This is a genomic window from Streptomyces sp. NPDC054794, from assembly GCF_053611585.1.
This window is the reverse complement of record NZ_JBSHAQ010000009.1, coordinates 27,757-49,925: the sequence shown is the minus strand read 5'-3', so window position 1 is coordinate 49,925 and position 22,169 is coordinate 27,757. Positions and strand designations below refer to the sequence as shown.

Below are 22,169 nucleotides of genomic sequence, written 5' to 3'. Positions count from 1 at the left end.
CAGCTCTTTCCCGACTCCCACCCATGCCGTTGACAAGCGGGGTTCCTGGCTTCCTCGGCCATGACGGGAATCCACCGCCTAGCGAGGTACGGCGAGGTACGGCGATGAGCAGCCGTGAGGACGACGCGCCGGCGCCCGGGTTCGCGGCGATGGCCACCTCCTCCCGCCGTACCGGCGCACCCACGCGGGCGCTGCGGGCGGAGCTCGGCGCCTCGGCCGGTGCGCCGAGCACCCGGTGACCCTGGCGGACGGCGGTCACCGGGGCGCGCTGTGGGCCCTCTGTCTGCTGGTTGCGGGGGCCGCCCTCCCCCCGGCCCAGGCCCGGGCGCTCGCCGCGACCGCCCGGCGGATCGCCGCGTTCACCGACCGGGGCGCGCCCCGCAGGCCCTCGCGCGGGTCCCCCGTCTCCGCCAAGTACGGCGCCCGGGGCGAGGCCAGGGCCGGACGGAGGCCGGAGCGGCCGCGCTCGCCGACTCCACAGGCCCAATATCAAGGTGTTCCAGTGGCCCGATTCAGGCGCCGACCAGCACCTTCGCCAGCACCTCCAGCGCCTCCGGGTACAGCCGCTCCCGAGGCGTGCCGTACCCCACGACCAGGCCCTGCTGCCGCTCCTCGCCGGACGGGCCGGCCGTGCCGGGCGCGTGCCAGTGGTCGCCCAGCCGGCCGACGGCGAGCCCCTCCGCCGCCGCGCGCGCCAGCACCTCCGCCTCGTCGGTGACCTCCACCAGCGCGTGCAGCCCGGCCGCGATCCCGCGCACCCGCCGCCGGGAGCCCAGCCGGTCCAGGAGCTGGTCCCTGCGGCGCCGGTACCGCAGGCGGCACGCGCGCACGTGCCGGTCGTAGGCATGGCTCTCGATCAGCTCGGCGAGCGCCAACTGACCGATGGACTCCGTGTGGTGATCGCTGTGCAGCTTGGCGTCCGCGACCGGGTCGACCAGCTGCGGCGGCAGAACCATCCAGCCCAGCCGCAGCGCCGGGCCGAGGGTCTTGGAGGCGGTGCCCAGATACACCACCTGGCCCGGCGCCATGCCCTGGAGCGCGCCGACGGGCTGGCGGTCGTAACGGAACTCCCCGTCGTAGTCGTCCTCGACGATCAGCCCGCCACGCGCGCGTGACCAGTCGCTGAGCGCCCGCCGCCGCTCGGGGTGCAGGGTCACTCCGGTCGGGTACTGGTGGGCCGGGGTGACGACCACGGCCGCCGCGTCCCCCAGTTCCTTCGCGCGGACCCCGCGTTCGTCGATCGGTACGGGCACCACGCTCCCGCCGTTGCGCCGCACCACCTCCCGGTGGAAGGGCAGCCCCGGGTCCTCCATGGCGACGGCGGCGCCGTCCAGCACACGCGTGAGCAGCGCGAGACCCTGCACGTACCCGGAGGTGATCACGATCCGCTCCGGCGGCGCGATCACCCCGCGCGCCCGGCCCAGATAACCGGAGAGCGCGGTGCGCAGCTCGATCCGGCCGCGCGGATCGCCGTAGTCGTACGCCAGTGAAGGCGCCGTCGCGATGGCCCGGCGCAGTGCCCGCAGCCAGGCCGCCGCCGGGAACGCGCCGACGTCGGGGCTGCCGGGCCGCAGGTCGAGACGGGGCGCACGCGCGTGTGCGGCGGCCTGGGGCGCGGCGGCGTCGACGGAGGGCAGCGAGGCCACCTGGGTGCCCGAGCCCTGCCGTGCCGTCAGATACCCCTCGGCGACCAGTTGGTCGTAGGCCGCCTTGGCGGTGCCCCGCGAGATCCCGAGCTCGGAGGCGAGCCGCCGGGTCGCGGGCAGCCGCGTGCCCGGGGCCAGCCGGCCGTCCCGTACGGCGTCGCGCAGCGCCCGTTCGAGCCCGACCCGGCGTCCGTCCGCCGCGTCCGGTTCCAGATGCAGGTCGACACCCACGCCTGACCAGAAGTCGTCCACGAAAACCCTCCCCCTAGGCACGTGAATGGCCGGGTACCTCACAGGTACCCGGCCACCAGTGTCGTATCAGTTCTTGATCCGCACTATAGGGTCTCGCCTCAGCCCTTCAGGGACGCCATCCACGCCTCGACCTCGTCGGAGCGGCGCGGCAGTCCGGCCGACAGGTTCCGGTTGCCGTTCTCGGTCACCAGGATGTCGTCCTCGATGCGGACGCCGATGCCCCGGTACTCCTCGGGCACGGTCAGGTCGTCCGCCTGGAAGTACAGGCCCGGCTCGACCGTGAGCACCATGCCGGGCTCCAGGACGCCGTCCACGTACGTCTCCCTGCGCGCGGCGGCGCAGTCGTGGACGTCCATGCCGAGCATGTGGCCGGTGCCGTGCAGGGTCCAGCGGCGCTGCAGGCCCAGCTCCAGGACACGCTCCACCGGGCCCTCGACCAGGCCCCACTCGACGAGCTTCTCGGCGAGCACACGCTGGGCGGCGTCGTGGAAGTCGCGGTACTTGGCGCCCGGCTGCACGGCCTCGATGCCGGCCTCCTGGGCCTCGTACACCGCGTCGTAGATCTTCTTCTGGAGCTCGCTGTACGTGCCGTTGACCGGCAGGGTGCGCGTGACGTCGGCGGTGTAGAGGGTGTGCGTCTCCACGCCCGCGTCCAGCAGCAGCAGGTCACCGGCGCGGACCGGGCCGTCGTTGCGCACCCAGTGCAGGGTGCAGGCGTGCGGGCCGGCGGCGGCGATGGTGCCGTAGCCGACGTCGTTGCCCTCCACCCGCGCGCGGAGGAAGAAGGTGCCCTCGATGTAGCGCTCGGAGGTCGCCTGCGCCTTGTCGAGGACCTTCACGACGTCCTCGAAGCCGCGCACGGTCGAGTCGACGGCCTTCTGCAGCTCGCCGACCTCGAACTCGTCCTTGACCAGGCGGGCCTCGGAGAGGAAGACGCGCAGTTCCTCGTCGCGCTCCGCGGTGACCTTGTCGTGCAGTGCCGCCTCGATGCCGGCGTCGTAGCCGCGCACCACGCGGACCGGGCCGGTGGCCTCCTTCAGCCGCTCCGGCAGCTCGCGCACGTCGTCGGCGGGGATGCCGTAAAGCGCCGCGGACTCGGTGAACGAGTGGCGGCGGCCGACCCACAGCTCGCCCTGGCCGGAGAGCCAGAACTCGCCGTTCTCCCGGTCGGAGCGCGGCAGGAGGTAGATCGTCTCCTGGTGGCCGTCGGCCGTCGGCTCCAGGACGAGGACGCCGTCCTCCGTCTGGTCACCGGTCAGGTAGGCGTACTCGACCGACGACCGGAAGGGGTAGTCGGTGTCGTTCGAGCGGGCCTTCAGGTTGCCCGCCGGGATCACCAGGCGCTCGCCCGGGAAGCGGGCGGACAGCGCGGCACGGCGGCGCGCGGTGTGCTCCGCCTGCGCGATCGGCTCCAGGCCGTGCAGCTCCGTGTCGGCCCAGCCGGACTGCATGTTCTCGGCCAGCTCGTCGGAAACGCCCGGGTACAGGCCGTTCTTCCGCTGCTTGATGGGCTCCTCGGACTCGGGCTCCGCTGCATCAGCAGCGAGATCAGATACGTCCGGGGTGAGCTCGTCGGCCACGGTCATCCTCCTCGATACGGCTCGGACCTCCCCCGAGCGCTCGGCTTTCTCGGCTCGGTCGAGCAGGGGGACCCCCATCATCGTACGGTCGCATCGAAGTGAGCCGGTGCCGGATGACCTGTTATGCCCGCCCATGCGAAACGGGTCACAGGCCGGGCGGAGCGGGTCATGGGCCCCGCGGAACGGGCCTGGGGCCGTGGTCGCGGCTCGTCCGGAGCGCCCGAGTCGTGTCGGTCACCCGTCCGAACCGTTTCGGCCGCCCGGTGTCCTCCGTGTCGGCCGCTCGTCCGATCGGTTTCGGCCGTCCGTCCGCCGCGTGCCGACGGTGGGACGGTCCGCGGTGCCGGTCGGTCGAGGACGCCGCCGTCAGTCGAAACGTGCCGCCAGGAGTACGACGTCCTCCTCGCTGTCCGAGGCGTCCCGCCCCTCCGGCAGCACGGTGCGCAGTACGTGGTCGGCGATGGCGCCGGGGTCGTGGCGCAGCGGGCGCGGCACGCTCGCGGCCGCCGCGTGCAGCCGGGCGAAGGCGCGGTCGGTGGGATCACCGGTGCGGTGCAGCAGCCCGTCGGTGTAGAGCAGAACCGTCTCTCCGGCTTCGGCCTGGATCTCCACGCTGGGCGCCTCCCAGCAGGCGAGCATCCCCAGGGGCGCGGACACCGAGGTCTCCGCGAACTCCGTGCGCCGCTCGCCGATCAGCAGCGGTGGGCTGTGTCCGGCACCGGCCAGGGTGACCTTGCGCAGCACGGGCTCGCAGTAGGCGAACAGGGCGGTGGCGGAGCGGGCGGGCTCGGTCAGGCGCAGCAGCAGTTCCAGGTCGGACAGGACGGCGACCGGGTCCTCGCCCTCCATCACGGCGTACGCCCGCAGGGAGGCTCTGAGCCGGCCCATGGCGGCGACGGCGCTGGGGCCGGAGCCGGTCACCGAGCCGACCGCCAGGCCGAGCGCGGCGTCGGGCAGCGGCAGCGCGTCGTACCAGTCGCCGCCGCCGCGCGGTCCGGTGCGGTGCCGGGCGGCGAGCTGGACGCCGGCCACCCGGGGCAGCCGGGAGGGGAGCAGTTCCTCGGAGATGGTGGCCATGCACGCGCGCGTACGCTCCACTTCCACTAGTCGGGCCAGGTGTTCGGTGGCGTAGCGGACGTAGAGGCCGACCAGGTGGCGCTGGCGCTCGTGCGGCTCGGCGGGCTCGTCGTACAGCCATACGGCCGCGCCCAGCCGGCCGGCGGCCTCGGTGGACAGGGGCAGGGCGTAACTGGCGGCGTAGCCCAGGCGGGCGGCCACCTCGCGGTGGCGGGGGTCGAGGCCGTCCTCGGCGAACAGGTCGGGGTGCACGATCTCGTTCTCGCCGCCCGGGAGTCCGGCGGCCGTGTCGAGGAGCCCGCCGTACGGCAGCGAGCCGCGCGGCACGGTCTCGATGTGCCCCAGGTCCGCCCGGCCGAGTCCCAGTCCGATGGTCGTGCCGGGGCCGAGGCCGTCGTCGGGTTCCAGTACGACGAGACCGCGCCGGGCGCCCACGAGGGCGGCTCCGGCGCGCAGCAGTTCCTGGAGTGCCCCGTCGAGCGAGTCCGTGCGGGCCAGGCGTTCGGTGAGTTCGTGGAGGGTCGTCAGGTCCGAGACCCATCCGGCGAGTCGGTCCTGCAGGACGGCGCCGGGCGCCGGGGTGTTCGGGGCGGGGACGGGAGGGGCTGTGGGGGCGGGCGCGACAGTGTGTGCGGGTGTGGGAACCGTTGAATCGATTCCGGCCACTTTCGCGGGATGCGGGGAGTTCATGGCGTCCGGCCTTCAGACCGGTGCGTATTGCTCAAAAGCATCGCAAACCCCCATGTCTTTCTGCGCCGCTGGCGGTGTCTCCACATGTACACGCACTCGTGAGGGGATGTCCAGCATTGTCCTGCCGGGATTCCTGGTGTCCGTGGGCCTCTTGTGGGTTTGGCCCTGACCTCTTGCGCTACAGCAAAGTTGGCTTAAAACTGCCTCGGGTAACGGTTCATTGCGGTCGACTGGGTTTGCTCCACAGAGCGTCACAACGGTCGAGATGGGTACGTACTCGGAGAAGGCCAGGGGTGGTTGGGGGCCACCCGGAACCTGGCGGCGGACCCGGGCGTCTTAGCCACCGACGACCGGCCCCATCCTCCCGTGGCGGAGGCGAAGAGAAATACGCGGGATGGCAAAACGCCAGACTTCGCCACCCCCACGCCGCGGCCGTGCTTTTGATAGACGCAGTATGGACGCGGGCGCGGCCAACGATCGACCCCTTGGGGTTCCCCCTGCTCTGGGCGGGGGTGTGATGCGCCAAAAGGTACGCACAGTGAAGTGATCGACACATGGTGTGATGTGGTCCTCGGTGTTGCCAGCGGTGCAACGGAAAGGAACGAGCGCTCATGCGCGAGATCCTCAAAAGGCGACGCAGGCTCCTGTCCAAGCGGAACAACGGGAGGCCTGAGTTGATCAGCGCGGCCCTGACCTTCGCGACGGAATGGCAGTGGCCCGTACTCCCGGGTGTGGCCCCGGACCCGCAGGGACGGGCCCGATGCGGCTGCCCGGACCCGGAGTGCACGGTGCCCGGTGCGCACCCCTTCGACCCCGGCCTCCTCGCGGCCACCACCGACGAGCGCATGGTGCGCTGGTGGTGGGGCAACCGGCCGGGTGCCCCCATCGTCCTCGCCACCGGCGGCAAGGCCCCCTGCGCGGTCAGCCTGCCGGCCCTCGCGGCCGCCCGCGCCCTCGAAGCGCTGGACCACAGGGGCATGCGCCTCGGCCCGGTGATCGCCTCGCCCACACGCTGGGCGCTGCTCGTCAAGCCCTACTCCATGGAACAGCTGGGCGAACTGCTGTACGCCAAGGACTTCGTGCCCGGCTCCCTGCGCTTCCACGGCGAGGGCGGTTACCTCGCCCTGCCCCCGTCCGAGACCGGCGAGGGCTCCGTGCGCTGGGAGCGTGCCCCGCTGCCCGGCTCGGCCTCCCCCTGGGTGCCCGATGTGGAGGCCGTGGTGGACGCGGCCGTGGACGCCCTCACTCGTACGGGTGTGAGCGCGCCCGAGTTGTAAGGGTGTCGGGCGCGCGCGAACCGACCGCCCGCCCCCGATCGTTATCGTCCGTTGCATGAACATCCGTCTGCTCGCTCTGGCGGGCGTCGTGGCCTGCGCCATCGCGCTGCCGCTGACCCTGGCGTCCGCGCGGTCGTCCGGCGACGCCGGACGGGCAGGCGTCCGTACGGTCCCGCTCGCCGACGCCAAGGAACCCACCGTCGCGCCCAGCCCGAGCCCCAGTCGCTCCCCGCTGCTGCTCGGTCTGGGCCTGGCCACCGCCGTCCGCTGCGGCCCCGAACTCTCCTCCCCCGACGGCGTCGAGGCGCAGACCTGCGTCCTGGCGCAGGGTGAGGAGACCTGGGCGCGCACCTACTACCGCAACTCCACCGGCCGGGCGCTGGACGCCGTGCTCAGCCTGATGGAGCCCGGCGGCCGCACCCTGCAGATGCGCTGTGCCGTGGACGCCGACGACGAACCCGCCACCTGTGAGACACCCCGGGAACACACCCGGGGCGGGCTCGACGCGTACACGGCCGTCACCGAGTTCGCCGTGCACGGCACGCGCGGGGGGCGGAGCGGAGGGCACGGCGAGGGACAGGGCGAGGGACAGGGCGAGGGAGACGGTCCCCTGCTGCTTCGCTCGGGGAGCAACTCCGATACGCCCGGCGCGAGTTGACGGACGACTCTGTTCCGTCCATCGGTCTCGGGCATGAAAAGACCCGGTTGCTGGCGACGGGGGATGCACCAGCAACCGGGCTACTGGAACGGTAACAAGAGATCGGCGGTTCGCAAATTCGATCTCGGCTATTCGGACACCGATTTGCCTGTCCTGACGGGGAGTTGTGACAGGAGTCACCTGTTCCGACGACCTGACAGCGGCTGACCGGTCGGTCAGCCGCAGTCCGCGCGGACGCCGAACGTCAGCTGAGCGTCACCTGCCGGTTGGTCAGGCCGCCGCGCGCCCGGCGCTCCTCCGCCGTCAGCGGCGCCTCCGAGGCCAGGGCGGTGGCGAGGCGCTCGGCGAACTCGGCGGCCGGCTTCTCGATGTCGTCGGCCGTCATGGCGCTCGGCAGGTCCCAGACCGGCACGGTGAGCCCGTGGGCGCGGAAGGATCCGACCAGCCGGGTGCCTTCGCCGAGGTTGGAGCGGCCCGCCGCGTGCAGCCGGGCAAGAGCGTCCAGAAGCCGCTCCTCCGGGTGCGGCATGACCCAGCGAAGGTGGTTCTTCTCCGGCGTCCGGCACCAGTAGGCGGCGTCCACGCCGGCCAGCTTCGCGGTCGGGATGGCCGCGGCGTTCGCCCGCTCCAGGGAGGCGGCGACCTCCGGCGTGGCGTTCTCCGCGTCCGGGACCCAGAACTCGAAGCCGCTGTGGACAACTGGCTCGAACGCGCCTTCGGGGTCGAGCAGGTCCTGCAGCCGCGGACCGTCGGGCGGGGTCCGGCGGCCCTCGACGGGCGTGCCGGGCTCGGCGGTGAGGGCGCGCTGGAGGGTGTCGGCGAGGTCGCGGCTGATGTCGCCGGACGACGTGTCGTTCTGCAGGCCCAGCAGGACCGAGCCGTCGTCGCGGCGCAGGGCGGGCCAGGCCATCGGCAGCACCGTGGCGAGCGTGATCGAGGGGACGCCCTCGGGCAGGCCGTCCTTCAGGGTCAGCTCGACCGTGGCGGCGGGCACCAGCTCGCGCAGCGCCACCCAGTCGCACTCACCCGCCAGACCCTCGAACGGACGGTGCACCAGCTCGGTCGCGGCGTGCGCGGCGGCCCGGCCGTGGCACGCCTTGTAGCGGCGGCCGCTGCCGCAGGGGCAGGGCTCCCGGGCGCCGACGACCGGGACCTCTCCGTCCGTGATCTGCGGGCGGGTGCCCTTCGTCTGAGGTCGCTTCTTGGCCATCGTGGGTGCTCCCGGTTACGGCTCGTCTCGTACGGGCGGGAGCCTAGCCGTTCGCGCCATGGGGGACGTGGACCTGTGGACAACGGGGACACGGGTCGCCGCGCGCCCGTGGACGAGGGGCGGGTGGAACCCGCGAAGCGCGCCGGGGGCGCCGCCCCGCCTCGTCCCGTTCAGTCCAGGTCGTCGAACGCGTCCGCGAAGTCCAGGCCGGGCAGGGCGGACACCACCGGCGCTGTGACGCGCGTAGCGAAATCGCCGTGGCGGTGCCGGGCCTCCCGATCACGCACGTCCTCGTGGACCACGACCCACACCGTGACCTCGCCGCGGATGTCGTCCCGTACGCCCCAGTCGTCGGCCAGTGCCGTGATGATGTTCAGCCCGCGGCCGCCGTGTGCGGTGACCGACGGGGTCGCCGGAGCCGGGCGGGTCGGGCCGCCGCCGTCCGTGACCTCGACTATCAGCCGGCCTCGCGCGTCCACCCGCCATGCGGCCCGGACGTCGCCGTCCCCGGCCGGTACGTCCCCCAGTGGACGGCCGTGTTTGCACGCATTGCTCAATAGTTCGGAAAGGATCAGTACGGCATCGTCGATGACCGATTCCGGTACGCCACCGATGCGCAGCTGATCGCGCATGCGATGTCTTGCCTCCCCCACGCCCGCAGGGCCATGGGGTACGGCCATGCTCGACGACGTGGGCACCTCCTGTGCCACCACCAACGCCACCCCCGAGACCTCCTTTGCCCCACGCCACGGTGTGGATGCCCCATTGGCCTGTACCGGAAACCGGCCAATGCAGGTCCGGTGACGCATTCGCAACGATCGAATACGGAACGAACGCGCCGGAGCACTCCCTGTAATGGGCCTGGCTGTCGTCGTAAGCGGTCTGGCTGTCGCCGTGGTCGTCTGGCTGGATTTCGTTGGTGTGGCCGAGACGGAGAATGCTGCAGTCGAACGCCGGGGGTCAAGAGCCGTACAACCGGTCCTTACGAGGCTCTTTACATACCGGTGTGCCGTGTCAGCGGCCGAGCTGGCGCAGCACCGCGCGCGGGCGGTTGGTGATGATGGCGTCGATGCCCAGCTCGACACAGAGGTCGACGTCCTCGGGCTCGTTCACGGTCCACACGTGCACCTGGTGACCGGCCCGCTTCAGCCGCTCGATGTACGCCGGATGGTTGCGCACGATCCGGATGGAGGGGCCGGCGATCCGGACCCCCGCGGGCAGCCGCCCGTCGCGCAGCCGGGGTGAGACGAACTGCATCAGATAGACCGTCGGCAGCGTCGGCGAGGCCGCCCGCACCCGGTGCAGGGAGCGCGCCGAGAAGCTCATGACCCGTACCGGCGACTCGTCGGCGGAGGCCGGCGCGTCCAGCCCGAACCGCTTCAGGAGCAGCAGCAGCCGCTCCTCGACCTGTCCCGCCCAGCGCGTGGGGTGCTTGGTCTCGATGGCCAGCTCCACCCGGCGCCCGGCGTCTGCGATCAGCTCCATCAGCCGCTCCAGGGTGAGCACGGAGGTGTCCCCGTGGTCCTCCGGGCGCTGCAGCCAGTCGGGCTCCTCGTCCCGGCCGCGCCAGGTCTCGCGCCGCTTCCAGGCGCTGAAGTCCAGGGCGGTGAGTTCGGCGAGCTCCAGGGCCGAGACCGCCCCGCGGCCGTTGGACGTACGGTTGACCCGTCGGTCGTGGACACAGACGAGATGTCCGTCCGCGGTCAGCCGTACGTCGCACTCAAGGGCGTCGGCCCCGTCCTCGATCGCCTTGCGGTACGCGGCGAGGGTGTGTTCGGGGGCGTCCTCGGAGGCCCCCCGGTGGGCGACGACCTGAATGCCGTGCTGTCGTGCGTGGGTCACCGCGTCATGGTGCCACCACTGGGGGGTACGCGTGGCGGCACGGGCGCGTACATGCGGCGAACGGCGGCGCGGGTGGCCGTCTGCGATGGCTGTTTTGTCGGATAGGCCCTATATAAAGAGTGGCGTCAGACCCACAGCAACGGCTTATGGTGCTCTGACGGCCCGTGGGAAAAGCTGACGTCAGACAAAAGCACATGCACAGCTGAATCGCGCCGGACCGTGAGCAGCTGGATGAGCGCGACCGAGTGCGACCGAGAAGAACAGCCGTGGATCGAGGAGAAGAAGCTGTGAGCACCGAGAACGAGGGCACCACGGTTCCCCCGGCCCCGTCCGCACCCTCCGTGCCGGTGGCATCTCCCGCTGCTTCCTCGCAGGCAGCCGCGCACGACGGGGACATGCCGACCGCACCGATCCCACCGGTGCCGACGGGCGCCCCCGGCGCGCCGGAGCAGGGAACGGCGCCCGCCGGATACGCGCACGCCGGCCCCTCCGACGGGCCCGCGGGCGCGGGCCCGGCCCCGGACGCCTCCTGGCCGCCCCCGCCCCCCGCCACACCGTCCTACGCGGACGGCGGCGCCGGCGCGGGCTCCGGCTGGGGCTCGGGGTACCAGCAGCCCGCGCCGAAGCCCCGCAGCGGGCGCGGCGGGATGGTCGCCGCCATCCTGGTGGCCGCGCTGGTCGCGGGCGGTCTGGGCGGCGGACTCGGCTACACCCTGGCCAAGAACCACGACGAGACCGGCTCCACCACCGTCTCCGCCTCCGACAACGGCGTCTCCCAGATCAAGCGTTCCCCGGGCACCATCGCGGCCGTCGCCGCCAGGGCGCTGCCCAGCACGGTCACTATCGAGGCCGAGTCGACGAACGGCGAGGGCGGCACCGGCACCGGGTTCGTCTTCGACACCCAGGGCCACATCGTCACGAACAACCACGTCGTGGCCGACGCCGTGGACGGCGGCAAGCTCACCGCGACCTTCCCCAGCGGCAAGAAGTTCGACGCCGAGGTCGTCGGACACGCCCAGGGCTACGACGTTGCGGTCATCAAGCTCAAGAACGCCCCCTCCGACCTCAAGCCGCTCGCCCTCGGTGACTCCGACAAGGTGGCCGTGGGGGACGAGACGATCGCCATCGGCGCCCCGTTCGGCCTGTCCAACACGGTGACGACCGGCATCATCAGCGCCAAGAACCGCCCGGTCGCCTCCAGCGACGGCAGCGCCTCCAGCAAGGCCTCCTACATGAGCGCCCTGCAGACCGACGCGTCCATCAACCCGGGCAACTCCGGCGGCCCGCTGCTCGACGCGGGCGGCGCGGTCATCGGCATCAACTCCGCGATCCAGTCCTCCAGCAGCGGCGGTCTGGGCGGCTCCGGCCAGTCCGGCTCGATCGGCCTGGGCTTCGCCATCCCGATCAACCAGGCCAAGTACGTCGCCCAGCAGCTGATCAAGACCGGCAAGCCCGTCTACGCCAAGATCGGCGCGTCCGTCTCCCTGGAGGACACCACCGAGGGCGCGAAGATCACGGACACGGGTGCCAGCGGCTCCGCCGCGGTCGAGACGGGCGGCCCCGCGGACAAGGCGGGCCTCAAGCCCGGCGACGTCATCACCAAGCTCGACGACCATGTGATCGACTCCGGCCCGACCCTGATCGGCGAGATCTGGACGCACAAGCCGGGCGACACGGTCAAGATCACCTACGAGCGCGGCGGCCAGGATCACACGGTCGATCTGACCCTGGGTTCCCGGTCGGGCGACAGCTGACGCCCGGTCCGCAGGCCGCGCCCACCGCCTGACTCCCCACCACCGACCCCCCTTTGGCCACGCGGCTCACCGCCCCGCCACCGAATCACCGTCCCGTGCGAGCGCGCCCGCCGGGTACGCTGTACCCGCTCCGCACCACATGGGCGGACGCGGGGTGGGTTGCCCGAGCGGCCTAAGGGAACGGTCTTGAAAACCGTCGTGGCAGCGATGTCACCGTGGGTTCAAATCCCACACCCACCGCCAGAACAACGGCCCCTGACCGGTCAGTCCGGTCAGGGGCCGTTGTGTGTGGCCGAGAAGCGAGGGGGAACCGGGGCGGTGCTGGGATCGCCGGCCGGCTGCTGACTCTGTAGCCCGCCGGGCGGCCGGGTGTCAGTGCAGTGCGGCCTCGCCCGTCCGGACGGCGCGCAGGGCGCGGTCGACGGTCTCGCGGTTCTCGCCGACGGGAGCCACGTAGTCCAGGACAGCGCGCGCGGCGTTCTCTCCCAGCGTGCGGGTGATCACCCAGGTCGCGAGGTACTGGGACGCCAGGCAGCCGCCCGCCGTGGCGATGTTCCCCTCGTGGTCGCGGTAGCGGTGTGGCTCGTCCGGCGCTGACAAAGCGCCGAAAGAGCCGAAGGCACCGAAAGGGCCGATAAAGCTACCAAGGGGTGTCTCTCACGAGGAGACACCCCTTCTCGCGTGCGCGGATTTCACGTTCTCGTGTACATGGGACTCACGGATGGTGCCCCGTCATCCGCGCCGCCGACGCGATCGTCGCGCGGGCCTCGGGTTCGGACAGGCCGGTGTTGCGGGCCGCGTCGACCAGGGGGTCGACGAGCGCCGGACCGATGCCGTTCTCGTAGGCGCGGCACGCCGCCCAGAACAGGCGGGTGTTGCGCTGGCCCGGGTGGGCGGCGAGGACGAACTGCACCAGGCCCTGGCCCCGGTCCCCGGTCGCGGACGGCGTGGGCCGGGCCGGGCGCGGTGGTGGCAGGAGTAGCCGCAGCAGTGCGGGCGGGCAGACGGCGGGGGCCAGGTGCGCGGTGCCGGGGGCGGTGCCGTAGACGCCGTGTTCGGTGCGGGAGCCGGGGCCCACGAGGTAGCCGCCGGCGCCCCGGATGTCGATGCCGGGGGCGAGCCGGCCGGCCGAGTTGGGGATGACGACGTCCGGCGGGCCGCTGAGCCAGAGGTGCCGGCCGCCGCTGGGGGTGAGCACCACGACCGTCTCGGGGATGGTGAACAGGTGCCGCAGCGCCAGTTCGCGCAGGGCGGCCGAGGAGTCCGTACCGGACTTGGTGTCGAGGTCGATGCCGATCAGGTGGTGCGGGGGCAGTCCGCAGGCGATGCCGTAGCCGGTGGCCCAGGGGGCCGCGGCGAACAACGCGCGGATGCGGGCCGGGTCGGCCGAGGCGTCGTACACGCCGTGGCCGAAGCGGCCGCACTCGCCGTGACAGGGCGCGGGGTCGGGGTCGTCGCGATGGGGGGAGCGCAGGGCCGGGAGTTTCGTCCGGGACAGGGGGATGACGGCCAGGCCGCGTTCGGCGGCTGACAGCGCGTGTGCGAGGGCCAGCGTCGTGGCCTGCCGGTCTGTGGTGGCCATACCCCCATGTTCGTACGTGCGTTCGAAAAAAGGAAGAGGGGTCGGGGTCGGCTCGCCGGAGCCCGCAGGTTGTCCGGAAAAGTGCTGGAACGATTCCTCGCTTGCGGCGCTTGGGGTGGAGATGTCCCTGTCGGCGGCGTTGGGGAATGAGATCACCAAAGATGGCGATAGGGGTTTATCGACTTGTCATCACGCTTGAGGGCGAATCACTCCTTCCGAGGTGGTTCGCCAGGGATTCGGTGGGCAACTCTGGATTCGCGACGTCGTGCACAACCGCCAGGGTGGTCGGCCAACTTCCTTGGTAGCAGCCTTACTTGACGTGCCTCGGGCCAAGTGTCCGGTGGGTACTCGTTCTGGAGGAACAACATGGCAAGCATCCGTACCGCCCGTGTTCTGGCCGCCGTCTCCGCGATCCCGCTCGCAGCCGCACTGTTCACCGGTGTCGCGGCGGCGGACAACGGTGCCTTCGCGGACGACGGATCGAACGCCGGCGTGGCGAGCGTCGTCGGCAGTGGTGTCGGCCACAACAACAGTGGCAACTCGTCCACCACGCAGCAGAACGCGGTCGGCGCCGGTGCCTCGAACCAGAGCAACACCGCCCAGGTCAACGGTTCCGCCTTCACGGGCATCAATCAGGGCAACGAGAACGTCCTCATCCACTTCGTGAACCTCTGGTGAGCCGGGCGGGGCCGGGGCTGCCCTGCGCGGATTGGGGAATCCGTGCGGTCTCCCGGCTCCGAAATCCCTTCGTGGGGTGCTTTGTGGGGTCGTAACGCGCCTGCGCGGCGGTGCTTCGGTACCGCCGCGCAGGCGTTTTCCCTTGCCCGTTCGTGACCTTGACACCCGACGGTATCTGACGGACAGTCAGAAACCGTCCCTGTGTGCGGAGGACCGGAGGCGAAGCCGTTCCGGTTCCCACCGTCGTGGTTCCGTTCGAGACCGGGAGGCCACCGCCGTGCACCTCGCCCCCACCGAGCGCCAGCAGCGGCTGCGCGCCGAACTCCGCGCGTACTTCCGGGCGTTGATGCCGGACGGCCGACCCGCCTTGTCCGACCCGTCCGACCTGTCCGATCCGGTCGGCTCGCCCGGTCCGTCCGATCCGTCGGCCCAGCGGACGCTGTTGCGCCGCATCGGCGCCGACGGACTCCTCGGGCTCGGCTGGCCGGTCGAGTACGGCGGTCAGGGCCGGGGCGCCGACGAGCAGTTCGTGTTCTTCGACGAGGCGTACCGCGCGGGCGCCCCCATCTCGATGGTCACCCTGAACACCGTCGGGCCCACGCTGATGAAGTACGGCAGCGAGCACCAGAAGAACTTCTTCCTGCCCCGGATCCTGCGCGGGGAACTCGTCTTCGCGATCGGCTACACCGAGCCGTCCGCCGGTACCGACCTGGCGTCGCTGCGGACCCGGGCCGTGCGCGAGGGCGACGGCTGGCGGATCGACGGGCAGAAGGTGTTCACCTCCGGCGCCCAGCACGCCGACTGGATCTGGCTCGCCTGCCGCACCGACCCCGAGGCGCCCAAGCATCGCGGCATCTCGATCGTGCTCGTCCCCACCGACGCGCCCGGCTTCTCGTGGACGCCGATCGAGACGGTGGGCGGACAGACGACGACGGCCACCTACTACGACGGGGTGCACGTGCCCGCCGAGAACCTCGTCGGCGCCGAGCACGAGGGCTGGTCGCTCATCACCAGCCAGCTCAACCACGAGCGGGTCGCCCTCGCCGCCGTCGGGATGCAGGCCGAGGACTTCCACGCGGCCGCGCTCACCGCCGCCCGCACGCCCGATCCGGTGACCGGACGGCGCCGGATCGACGAGCCGTGGGTGCGGGCGCAGCTGGCCGAGGCGCACGCCCGGCTGGCGGCGACGCGGCTGCTCAACTGGCGTCTGGTGGGCGACGTGGGGGCGGGCCGGCTGGCGCCCGGCGACGCGAGCGGCGTGAAGGTCGCGGGGACCGAGTCGGCCGTGGCGGTGTACCGGATGTGCCAGCACGCGATCGGAACGGACGGGCTGGCGGGGCTGGTGCGCTCGGGATCGCCGGGTGCGTTCGAGGACGGCGAACTGGAACGGCTGAACAGGGCGGCTCAGATCAACACGTTCGGGGGCGGGGTGAGCGAGGTGCAACGGGAGATCGTCGCGACGATGCGGCTCGGATTGACGCGGGGGCGACGGTGAGTGGCGGGTCTGGCGAGGGGGCGGCGGTGAGCGGCGGGCCGGCCGAGGGGGCCGCCCTGACCGGCACGCCCGACAAGAACCCGTCCATGACCGGCATGCTCCCCAAGGCGGCAACGGTGGGTGTCCCCGATGACAGCGTGGCCGGGAGCGGCGGGGCCGACCGGTTGGGGCCGCGGATCAAGGCGTACGAAGGGCAGGCCGCCGCTCTCGCCTGTTCCGGTAAGGATCCGGTCAACGTGGCGATGATCCGGCACTGGTGCGAGGCGATGGGTGACACCAACCCGGCGTACGAGGGGCCGGAGGCCGTCGCTCCGCCCACCATGCTTCAGGCGTGGACCATGGGCGGACTGTCCGGACACGAGGGCCGCACCGAGACGTTCGACGACCTGTTCGCCCAGCTCGACGAGGCGGGCTGCACCTCGATCGTCGCCACCGACTGCGAGCAGGAGTACCTGCGGCCCCTGCGGCCGGGGGACGAGGTCACCTTCGACACGGTGATCGAGACGGTGTCGGAGCGGAAGAAGACCAAGCTGGGCACGGGGTACTTCATCACGACCCGCACGGACATACGCGTGGGCGCGGACCTGGTGGGCACCCACCGCTTCCGCGTCCTCAAGTACGCCCCGGCGCGCCGCAAGGAGCGGACCCCACGCCCCCGGCGCCCCCGCCCCGTGGTCAACCGGGACAACGCCGGCTTCTGGGAGGGCGTGAGCCGGCGGCAACTGCTCATCCAGCGCTGCGCGGACTGCGGCACCCTGCGCCACCCCTGGCTGCCCGGCTGCAACGCGTGCGGCTGCCTGGACTGGGACACCGTCGAGGCGAGCGGCGAGGGCACGGTCCATTCGTACGTCGTGATGCACCACCCGCCCTTCCCGGCGTTCGACCCTCCCTACGCGGTCGGCCTGATCGAACTGGCCGAGGGTGTGCGGATGGTGAGCAACGTGGTGGGGGTGCCGTACGACAAGGTGCGCATCGGACTGCCGGTGCGGGTGGAGTTCCGGCGATACGAGGACGGAGCCGAGGGCGCCGACGGGGACGGGCTGGTCCTGCCGGTCTTCCGGGTCACCGAAGGTGAGGGCTGACATGGACTTCACGCCCACCCAGGAACAGGACGAGGCCCGCGCGCTGGCCGCGCGGATCTTCGGCGACCTCGCCACGCCGGAGCGGCTCGCCGGCTGCGGCACCGGCGGCGACCCGGAACTGTGGAAGGCCCTGTGCGGGGCGGGCCTGGTCGCCGCGGTGGAGGAGCTGGGCCTGCTCGGACTGGTGCTGCTCCTTGAGGAACAGGGCCGCACGACGGCCCAGGTGCCGTACGCGGCCACCTGCGTCCACGGCCTCCTGGCGCTCACGGCCCACGGCAGCCCGGAGCAGCGGGACCGGCTGCTGCCGGGCATCGGCGACGGCTCGGTGGTGGTGAGCGGGGCGCTCCGGGCGCAGGGCGGCGTACGCGCCTCCTCCCGGGGCGAGTTGACCGGCACCGTCCCCGTCGTCCCCTGGCTGCGTGAGGCCACGCACGTCCTGGTCGCCGACGTGCGCCGCCGCCTGTGGCTGGCTCCGCTCGGCGAGGGCACCACGGTCACCCCGGTCGAGCTGACCGCACCCTGGTCGGCGGGCCGCCTCACTCTGGAAGGCGCCCGCGCGGAACGCCTCGGCGGGGAACGGGACCCCGCCGACCCCCACGCCTACGCCGACCACCTGGCCACGGCCCGCGTCGCCTTCGCCGGGCTCCAGGCCGGCGTGTGCGCGGGGTCGCTCGCGCGGGCCGTGGCGCATGTGAACGACCGGGAGCAGTTCGGGCGTCCGCTCGCCACGCGGCAGGCCGTTCAGCTCCGGGCCGCCGACGCCCACCTGGACACCGAGGCGATCCGGGTGACGGCGTACGAGGCGGCCTGGCGGCGGGACGCGGGCCTGCCGTACGCCACGCACGCGCTGATCGCCGCCTGGTGGGCGTCCGAGGCGGGCATGCGGGTGGTGCACGCGGGTCAGCATCTGCACGGTGGCGCGGGGGCCGATCTCGACCATCCGGTGCACCGGCACTTCCTGTGGGGGCGCCAGCTGGACGCCTATCTCGGCTGCGGAGCCGAAGTGCTCCAGGAACTGGGGGAGTCGATCGCGAATGGGGAGTGAGCCATGGCGGTGACGCCGCAGCTGAGGGCGGGCACGGAGCTGCCGCCGCTGGAGATCCCGGTCACGCGCACGCTGATCGTGGCCGGCGCCATCGCGTCCCGGGACTATCAGGACGTGCACCACGACGCGGAGCTCGCGAGGCGGAGGGGCTCCCCGGACGTGTTCATGAACATCCTGACCACGAACGGCCTGGTCGGCAGGTACATCACGGACCACTTCGGCCCGACGGCGGTGCTCCGCAAGGTCGCCATCCGGCTCGGGGCGCCCAACTACCCCGGCGACACGATGGTGTTGACCGGCCGGATCGAGGAGGTGGACGGCGACACCGCCACGGTCCGGGTGGTCGGGGCCAACGGCATCGGCAAGCACGTGACCGGGACGGTGACGGTCACCGTGCCGACGGGGGGTGCGGGGTGAGCGTACGGACCGGGGACTCGCTCGGCGGACGCGCGGCCGTGGTCGGCATCGGCGCCACGGAGTTCTCCAAGGACTCGGGCCGCAGCGAACTGCGGCTGGCGGTGGAGGCGGTGCGGGCCGCGCTCGACGACGCCGGGCTGACACCGGGCGACGTGGACGGGATGGTGACGTTCACGATGGACACCAGCCCGGAGATCACGGTGGCCCAGGCCTGCGGCGTCGGGGAGCTGTCCTTCTTCTCACGGATCCACTACGGCGGCGGGGCGGCCTGCGCGACCGTCCAGCAGGCGGCCCTCGCGGTGGCGACCGGCGTGGCCGAGGTGGTGGTCTGCTACCGGGCGTTCAACGAGCGGTCGGGACGCAGGTTCGGCTCGGGCGTGCAGCACCGGGAGCCGTCGGCGGAGGGCGCGGCGCTCGGCTGGGTGCTGCCGTTCGGGCTGCTGACCCCGGCGTCCTGGGTGGCCATGGCGGCGCAGCGCTATCTGCACACGTACGGCCTGGGACCGGAGGCGTTCGGGCAGGTGGCCGTCGTGGACCGCAAGTACGCGGCGACCAATCCGGCGGCCTACTTCCACGGCCGCCCGATCACGCTCGCCGACCACGCGGCCTCGCGCTGGATCGTCGAACCGTTGCGGCTCCTCGACTGCTGCCAGGAGACGGACGGCGGACAGGCCCTGGTCGTCACCTCGGTGGAGCGGGCCCGCGAGCTGCCGCACCCGCCCGCCGTGATCGCGGCCGCCGCCCAGGGGGCCGGCCGCGCCCAGGAGCAGATGACCAGCTTCTACCGCGACGACCTGAGCGGGCTGCCGGAGATGGGCGTGGTGGCCCGCCAGCTGTGGCGCACCTCGGGGCTGGCCCCGGCCGACATCGACGTGGGCATCCTCTACGACCACTTCACCCCGTTCGTCCTGATGCAGTTGGAGGAGTTCGGGTTCTGCGGCAGGGGGGAGGCGGCGGACTTCGTGGCTGAGGAGCGGCTGCCGCTGAACACGCACGGGGGACAGCTGGGGGAGGCGTATCTGCACGGGATGAACGGGATCGCGGAAGGCGTGCGGCAGGTGCGGGGCACGGCGGTGAACCAGGTGCCCGGGGCGGGCCGGGTCCTGGTGACGGCGGGGACAGGAGTGCCGACGTCGGGGCTGGTTCTCGCGACGGAGGGCTGAGTCCTCAGGGTTGAACCCGTAGGGGGTGCTCTCCCCCATCCACCTTCAGGAGGTGTAGCCGGCCCCATTCCTACAACCTGAGGCGGACTCTGCTTCGGGACCTGCGGCCGATCCGCCGAAGCGGGCCCCGCTCATAGCGTGGAGCCATGACCACACCCGTCTGCACCAGCGCTTCGAACGTCGCCACTCCGCAGACCCTCCCTCAGACTCGACTCCGTTCGACGGGGGGGACCTGCACGTACCCGTCGTTCTCCTCGTACGTCCGGGCCCGTCAGCCGGTGCTGCTGCGTACCGCCCGGTCGCTGACCGCGAACCCGAGCGACGCGGAGGACCTGCTGCAGACCGCGCTCACCAAGACGTACGTGGCCTGGGAGCGGATCGAGGACCACCGGGCGCTCGACGGCTATGTGCGCCGGGCCCTGCTGAACACGCGGACCTCGCAGTGGCGCAAGCGCAAGGTCGACGAGTTCGTGTGCGACGAACTGCCCGAGCCGGAGCCCGTGCCCGGCGGGGACGACCCGGCGGAGCGCCAGGCGCTGCACGACGCGATGTGGCGGGCGATCACGAGACTTCCCGCGCGGCAGCGGGCGATGGTCGTGCTGCGGTACTACGAGGATCTGAGCGAGGCTCAGACGGCCGAGGTGCTCGGGGTGTCCGTGGGGACCGTGAAGTCGGCGGTGTCGCGGGCGCTCGGCAAGCTGCGCGAGGATCCCGAACTCGGACTGGTGATGTAGCGAAGGGAACCTGCCTCCCCTAGTGACATACCGAGCGGTATGTGCGCAGAATCAGCGCAGCCCTTACTACCGCGTAGGCAGTGCCGCCCCGGGAGGACTCCGTGCTGAGCACCATGCAGGACGTACCGCTGACCGTCACCCGCATCCTTGTGCACGGTGTGCTGGTTCACGGACAGTCCCAGATCACCACCTGGACCGGGGAGGGCGAGCCCCAGCGGCGCAGCTTCGCCGAGGCGGGCGTCCGCGCGGTGCGGCTCGCGAACGCCCTGCGCGACGACCTCGGCATCCGCGGCGACGACCGGGTCGCCACCCTGATGTGGAACAACGCCGAGCACGTCGAGGCGTACTTCGCGATCCCCTCCATGGGCGCGGTGCTGCACACCCTCAACCTCCGGCTGCCCGCCGAGCAGCTGGCCTGGATCGTCAACCACGCCGCCGACCGCGTGATCATCGTCAACGGCTCGCTGATCCCCCTGCTCGCCCCGCTGCTGCCCAGTCTGAAGACGGTCGAGCACATCGTCGTCTCCGGTCCCGGCGACCGCTCCCCGCTGGCCGGTGCCACGGCCCGGGTGCACGAGTACGAGGAGCTGATCGCGGACAAGCCGGCGACGTTCGACTGGCCGGAGATCGACGAACGCCAGGCCGCCGCCATGTGCTACACCTCGGGCACCACCGGCGACCCCAAGGGCGTGGTCTACAGCCACCGTTCGATCTACCTGCACTCCATGCAGGTCAACATGACCGAGTCGATGGGCCTGACCGACCAGGACACCTCGCTCGTCGTGGTGCCCCAGTTCCACGTCAACGCCTGGGGCCTGCCGCACGCCACCTTCATGACCGGCGTCAACATGCTGATGCCGGACCGCTTCCTGCAGCCGGCGCCGCTCGCCGAGATGATCGAGAGCGAGAGGCCGACCCACGCGGCCGCCGTCCCCACCATCTGGCAGGGCCTGCTCGCCGAGCTCAACGCCAAGCCCCGGGACGTCTCCTCGCTCACCCAGGTCACCATCGGCGGCTCGGCCTGCCCGCCCTCCCTCATGAAGGCCTTCGACGAGCTCGGCATGCGGGTCTGCCACGCCTGGGGCATGACGGAGACCTCCCCGCTGGGCACGGTGGCCCGCCCGCCGGCCCACGCGATCGGCACGGAGGACGAGTTCGCCTACCGCCTCACCCAGGGCCGCTTCCCGGCCGGCGTCGAGGCCCGCCTCACCGGCCCCGGCGGCGAGCGCCTGCCCTGGGACGGCGAGTCGGCCGGCGAGCTGGAGGTGCGCGGCCCGTGGATCGCGGGCGCCTACTACAACGGCCCCGACGCCGAACCGCTGCGCCCCGCCGACAAGTTCAGCGAGGACGGCTGGCTGAAGACGGGCGACGTCGGCGTCATCAGCCCCGACGGCTTCCTCACCCTCACCGACCGGGCCAAGGACGTCATCAAGTCCGGCGGCGAGTGGATCTCCTCGGTCGACCTGGAGAACGCCCTGATGTCCCACCCGGACGTCGCCGAGGCCGCCGTGGTCGCCGTGCCCGACGACAAGTGGGGCGAGCGCCCGCTGGCCACGGTCGTCCTGAGGGAGGGCTCCAGCACCGACTTCGCGACCCTGCGCACCTTCCTCGCCGAGGAGGCGAAGATCGCCAAGTGGCAGCTCCCGGAGCGCTGGACGGTCATCGAGGCGGTGCCGAAGACGAGCGTGGGCAAGTTCGACAAGAAGGTGCTGCGCAGGCGGTACGCGGAAGGGGAGCTGGACGTCACCCGGCTCTGAGCGACACGGCCCCACGCCGGGTGAGGTGCTCCACGGCACCCCGCCCGGCGCGGCCCGCTTCACCCCCGTACCGGCACCGACGTGGTCGCCCACCCCAGCGCCGGGACCACAACCCGAAGAAGGTCGCCGCGCTCGCGGGCACCGAGGACTCCGACCGCGAACGCCTGCGGGCCTGAGTCCCTGCGGGCCTGAGTGGAGGCGGGCCGCCGCCTGATCGCCCCGAAGCCGAC

At 72.1% G+C, this 22,169-nt stretch carries 18 protein-coding genes, 1 tRNA gene and 2 pseudogenes; 13 read left to right on the top strand and 8 right to left on the bottom strand.

Going from position 1 to position 22,169, the window contains the following annotated elements:
• Positions 1–23: 23 nt before the first annotated feature.
• Positions 24–445 (top strand): annotated as a pseudogene (locus ACWGKT_RS11695) (triphosphoribosyl-dephospho-CoA synthase); the annotation flags it as partial.
• Between the two features lie 67 nt (positions 446–512).
• On the opposite strand, the gene pdxR reads toward ACWGKT_RS11695, so the two are convergent.
• The 3 genes from pdxR to ACWGKT_RS11680 form a co-directional block, all read right to left on the bottom strand.
• Complete coding sequence (gene pdxR, locus ACWGKT_RS11690) at positions 513–1,898, bottom strand: MocR-like pyridoxine biosynthesis transcription factor PdxR (protein WP_356143570.1); 1,386 nt, start codon at positions 1,896–1,898, stop codon at positions 513–515.
• 98 nt (positions 1,899–1,996) lie between these two features.
• Positions 1,997–3,484, bottom strand: coding sequence for an aminopeptidase P family protein (locus tag ACWGKT_RS11685; protein WP_453273439.1), 1,488 nt, complete (start codon positions 3,482–3,484; stop codon positions 1,997–1,999).
• 360 nt (positions 3,485–3,844) lie between these two features.
• Positions 3,845–5,245 carry a PP2C family protein-serine/threonine phosphatase gene (locus ACWGKT_RS11680; protein ID WP_356143566.1) on the bottom strand — a complete coding sequence of 467 codons (1,401 nt, stop codon included), beginning with the start codon at positions 5,243–5,245 and terminating at the stop codon, positions 3,845–3,847.
• Between the two features lie 611 nt (positions 5,246–5,856).
• Here ACWGKT_RS11680 and ACWGKT_RS11675 point away from each other — a divergent pair.
• Both ACWGKT_RS11675 and ACWGKT_RS11670 read left to right on the top strand, forming a co-directional pair.
• The gene (locus ACWGKT_RS11675; protein ID WP_453273438.1) at positions 5,857–6,522 is read left to right on the top strand and encodes a bifunctional DNA primase/polymerase; all 666 of its coding nucleotides are present in this window, start codon (positions 5,857–5,859) and stop codon (positions 6,520–6,522) included.
• Between the two features lie 55 nt (positions 6,523–6,577).
• Positions 6,578–7,180: a hypothetical protein gene (locus ACWGKT_RS11670; RefSeq protein WP_453273437.1), complete on the top strand. Its 603-nt coding sequence runs from the start codon at positions 6,578–6,580 to the stop codon at positions 7,178–7,180.
• Positions 7,181–7,424: 244 nt separating this feature from the next.
• On the opposite strand, the gene ACWGKT_RS11665 is transcribed toward ACWGKT_RS11670, so the two are convergent.
• The 3 genes from ACWGKT_RS11665 to ACWGKT_RS11655 form a co-directional block, all read right to left on the bottom strand.
• A complete protein-coding gene (locus ACWGKT_RS11665; protein WP_453273436.1) occupies positions 7,425–8,390 on the bottom strand; it encodes a DUF5926 family protein in 966 nt (321 codons plus the stop codon).
• 170 nt (positions 8,391–8,560) lie between these two features.
• The gene (locus tag ACWGKT_RS11660) at positions 8,561–9,199 is read right to left on the bottom strand and encodes an ATP-binding protein (protein WP_453273435.1); all 639 of its coding nucleotides are present in this window, start codon (positions 9,197–9,199) and stop codon (positions 8,561–8,563) included.
• A 205-nt stretch (positions 9,200–9,404) separates the two neighbouring features.
• Entirely contained in the window at positions 9,405–10,232 is an 828-nt protein-coding gene (locus tag ACWGKT_RS11655) for a glycerophosphodiester phosphodiesterase (RefSeq protein ID WP_453273434.1), read from the bottom strand.
• Positions 10,233–10,519: 287 nt separating this feature from the next.
• Between ACWGKT_RS11655 and ACWGKT_RS11650 the strand changes: the two genes are divergently transcribed.
• Complete coding sequence (locus tag ACWGKT_RS11650; protein WP_453273433.1) at positions 10,520–11,986, top strand: S1C family serine protease; 1,467 nt, start codon at positions 10,520–10,522, stop codon at positions 11,984–11,986.
• A 153-nt stretch (positions 11,987–12,139) separates the two neighbouring features.
• Positions 12,140–12,229, top strand: a tRNA-Ser gene (locus ACWGKT_RS11645).
• A 129-nt stretch (positions 12,230–12,358) separates the two neighbouring features.
• Here the strand turns inward: ACWGKT_RS11645 and ACWGKT_RS11640 are convergent.
• Positions 12,359–12,547 (bottom strand): annotated as a pseudogene (locus ACWGKT_RS11640) (AraC family transcriptional regulator); the annotation flags it as partial.
• 154 nt (positions 12,548–12,701) lie between these two features.
• Positions 12,702–13,568 carry a bifunctional DNA primase/polymerase gene (locus ACWGKT_RS11635; protein WP_453273432.1) on the bottom strand — a complete coding sequence of 289 codons (867 nt, stop codon included), beginning with the start codon at positions 13,566–13,568 and terminating at the stop codon, positions 12,702–12,704.
• A 366-nt stretch (positions 13,569–13,934) separates the two neighbouring features.
• Between ACWGKT_RS11635 and ACWGKT_RS11630 the strand changes: the two genes are divergently transcribed.
• The 8 genes from ACWGKT_RS11630 to ACWGKT_RS11595 all read left to right on the top strand — a co-directional run bounded on the left by ACWGKT_RS11630 (position 13,935) and on the right by ACWGKT_RS11595 (position 21,939).
• Positions 13,935–14,246: a hypothetical protein gene (locus ACWGKT_RS11630; RefSeq protein ID WP_235458954.1), complete on the top strand. Its 312-nt coding sequence runs from the start codon at positions 13,935–13,937 to the stop codon at positions 14,244–14,246.
• Between the two features lie 277 nt (positions 14,247–14,523).
• Complete coding sequence (locus tag ACWGKT_RS11625; protein ID WP_453273431.1) at positions 14,524–15,741, top strand: acyl-CoA dehydrogenase family protein; 1,218 nt, start codon at positions 14,524–14,526, stop codon at positions 15,739–15,741.
• A 26-nt stretch (positions 15,742–15,767) separates the two neighbouring features.
• The gene (locus ACWGKT_RS11620) at positions 15,768–16,823 is read left to right on the top strand and encodes a bifunctional MaoC family dehydratase N-terminal/OB-fold nucleic acid binding domain-containing protein (RefSeq protein ID WP_453273430.1); all 1,056 of its coding nucleotides are present in this window, start codon (positions 15,768–15,770) and stop codon (positions 16,821–16,823) included.
• 1 nt (position 16,824) lies between these two features.
• Complete coding sequence (locus ACWGKT_RS11615; RefSeq protein ID WP_453273429.1) at positions 16,825–17,868, top strand: acyl-CoA dehydrogenase family protein; 1,044 nt, start codon at positions 16,825–16,827, stop codon at positions 17,866–17,868.
• A gap of 21 nt (positions 17,869–17,889) precedes the next feature.
• Positions 17,890–18,285 carry a MaoC family dehydratase gene (locus ACWGKT_RS11610; protein WP_235458974.1) on the top strand — a complete coding sequence of 132 codons (396 nt, stop codon included), beginning with the start codon at positions 17,890–17,892 and terminating at the stop codon, positions 18,283–18,285.
• Positions 18,282–19,448 carry a lipid-transfer protein gene (locus ACWGKT_RS11605; protein WP_453273428.1) on the top strand — a complete coding sequence of 389 codons (1,167 nt, stop codon included), beginning with the start codon at positions 18,282–18,284 and terminating at the stop codon, positions 19,446–19,448. Before ACWGKT_RS11610 ends, ACWGKT_RS11605 begins: the two co-directional genes overlap by 4 nt.
• 146 nt (positions 19,449–19,594) lie before the next feature.
• Complete coding sequence (locus ACWGKT_RS11600; RefSeq protein WP_356143542.1) at positions 19,595–20,182, top strand: SigE family RNA polymerase sigma factor; 588 nt, start codon at positions 19,595–19,597, stop codon at positions 20,180–20,182.
• 80 nt (positions 20,183–20,262) lie between these two features.
• Positions 20,263–21,939 carry a long-chain fatty acid--CoA ligase gene (locus ACWGKT_RS11595; protein WP_453273427.1) on the top strand — a complete coding sequence of 559 codons (1,677 nt, stop codon included), beginning with the start codon at positions 20,263–20,265 and terminating at the stop codon, positions 21,937–21,939.
• Positions 21,940–22,169: the final 230 nt, after the last annotated feature.

Bases quoted from the DNA above. Each gene is read 5' to 3' on its own strand.
- ACWGKT_RS11670 (WP_453273437.1), top strand. From the start codon at position 6,578: ATGAACATCCGTCTGCTCGCTCTGGCGGGCGTCGTGGCCTGCGCCATC.
- ACWGKT_RS11685 (WP_453273439.1), bottom strand. From the start codon at position 3,484: ATGACCGTGGCCGACGAGCTCACCCCGGACGTATCTGATCTCGCTGCT.
- ACWGKT_RS11675 (WP_453273438.1), top strand. From the start codon at position 5,857: ATGCGCGAGATCCTCAAAAGGCGACGCAGGCTCCTGTCCAAGCGGAAC.
- ACWGKT_RS11615 (WP_453273429.1), top strand. From the start codon at position 16,825: ATGGACTTCACGCCCACCCAGGAACAGGACGAGGCCCGCGCGCTGGCC.
- ACWGKT_RS11630 (WP_235458954.1), top strand. From the start codon at position 13,935: ATGGCAAGCATCCGTACCGCCCGTGTTCTGGCCGCCGTCTCCGCGATC.
- ACWGKT_RS11665 (WP_453273436.1), bottom strand. From the start codon at position 8,390: ATGGCCAAGAAGCGACCTCAGACGAAGGGCACCCGCCCGCAGATCACG.
- ACWGKT_RS11660 (WP_453273435.1), bottom strand. From the start codon at position 9,199: ATGCGTCACCGGACCTGCATTGGCCGGTTTCCGGTACAGGCCAATGGG.
- ACWGKT_RS11680 (WP_356143566.1), bottom strand. From the start codon at position 5,245: ATGAACTCCCCGCATCCCGCGAAAGTGGCCGGAATCGATTCAACGGTT.
- ACWGKT_RS11635 (WP_453273432.1), bottom strand. From the start codon at position 13,568: ATGGCCACCACAGACCGGCAGGCCACGACGCTGGCCCTCGCACACGCG.
- ACWGKT_RS11600 (WP_356143542.1), top strand. From the start codon at position 19,595: ATGACCACACCCGTCTGCACCAGCGCTTCGAACGTCGCCACTCCGCAG.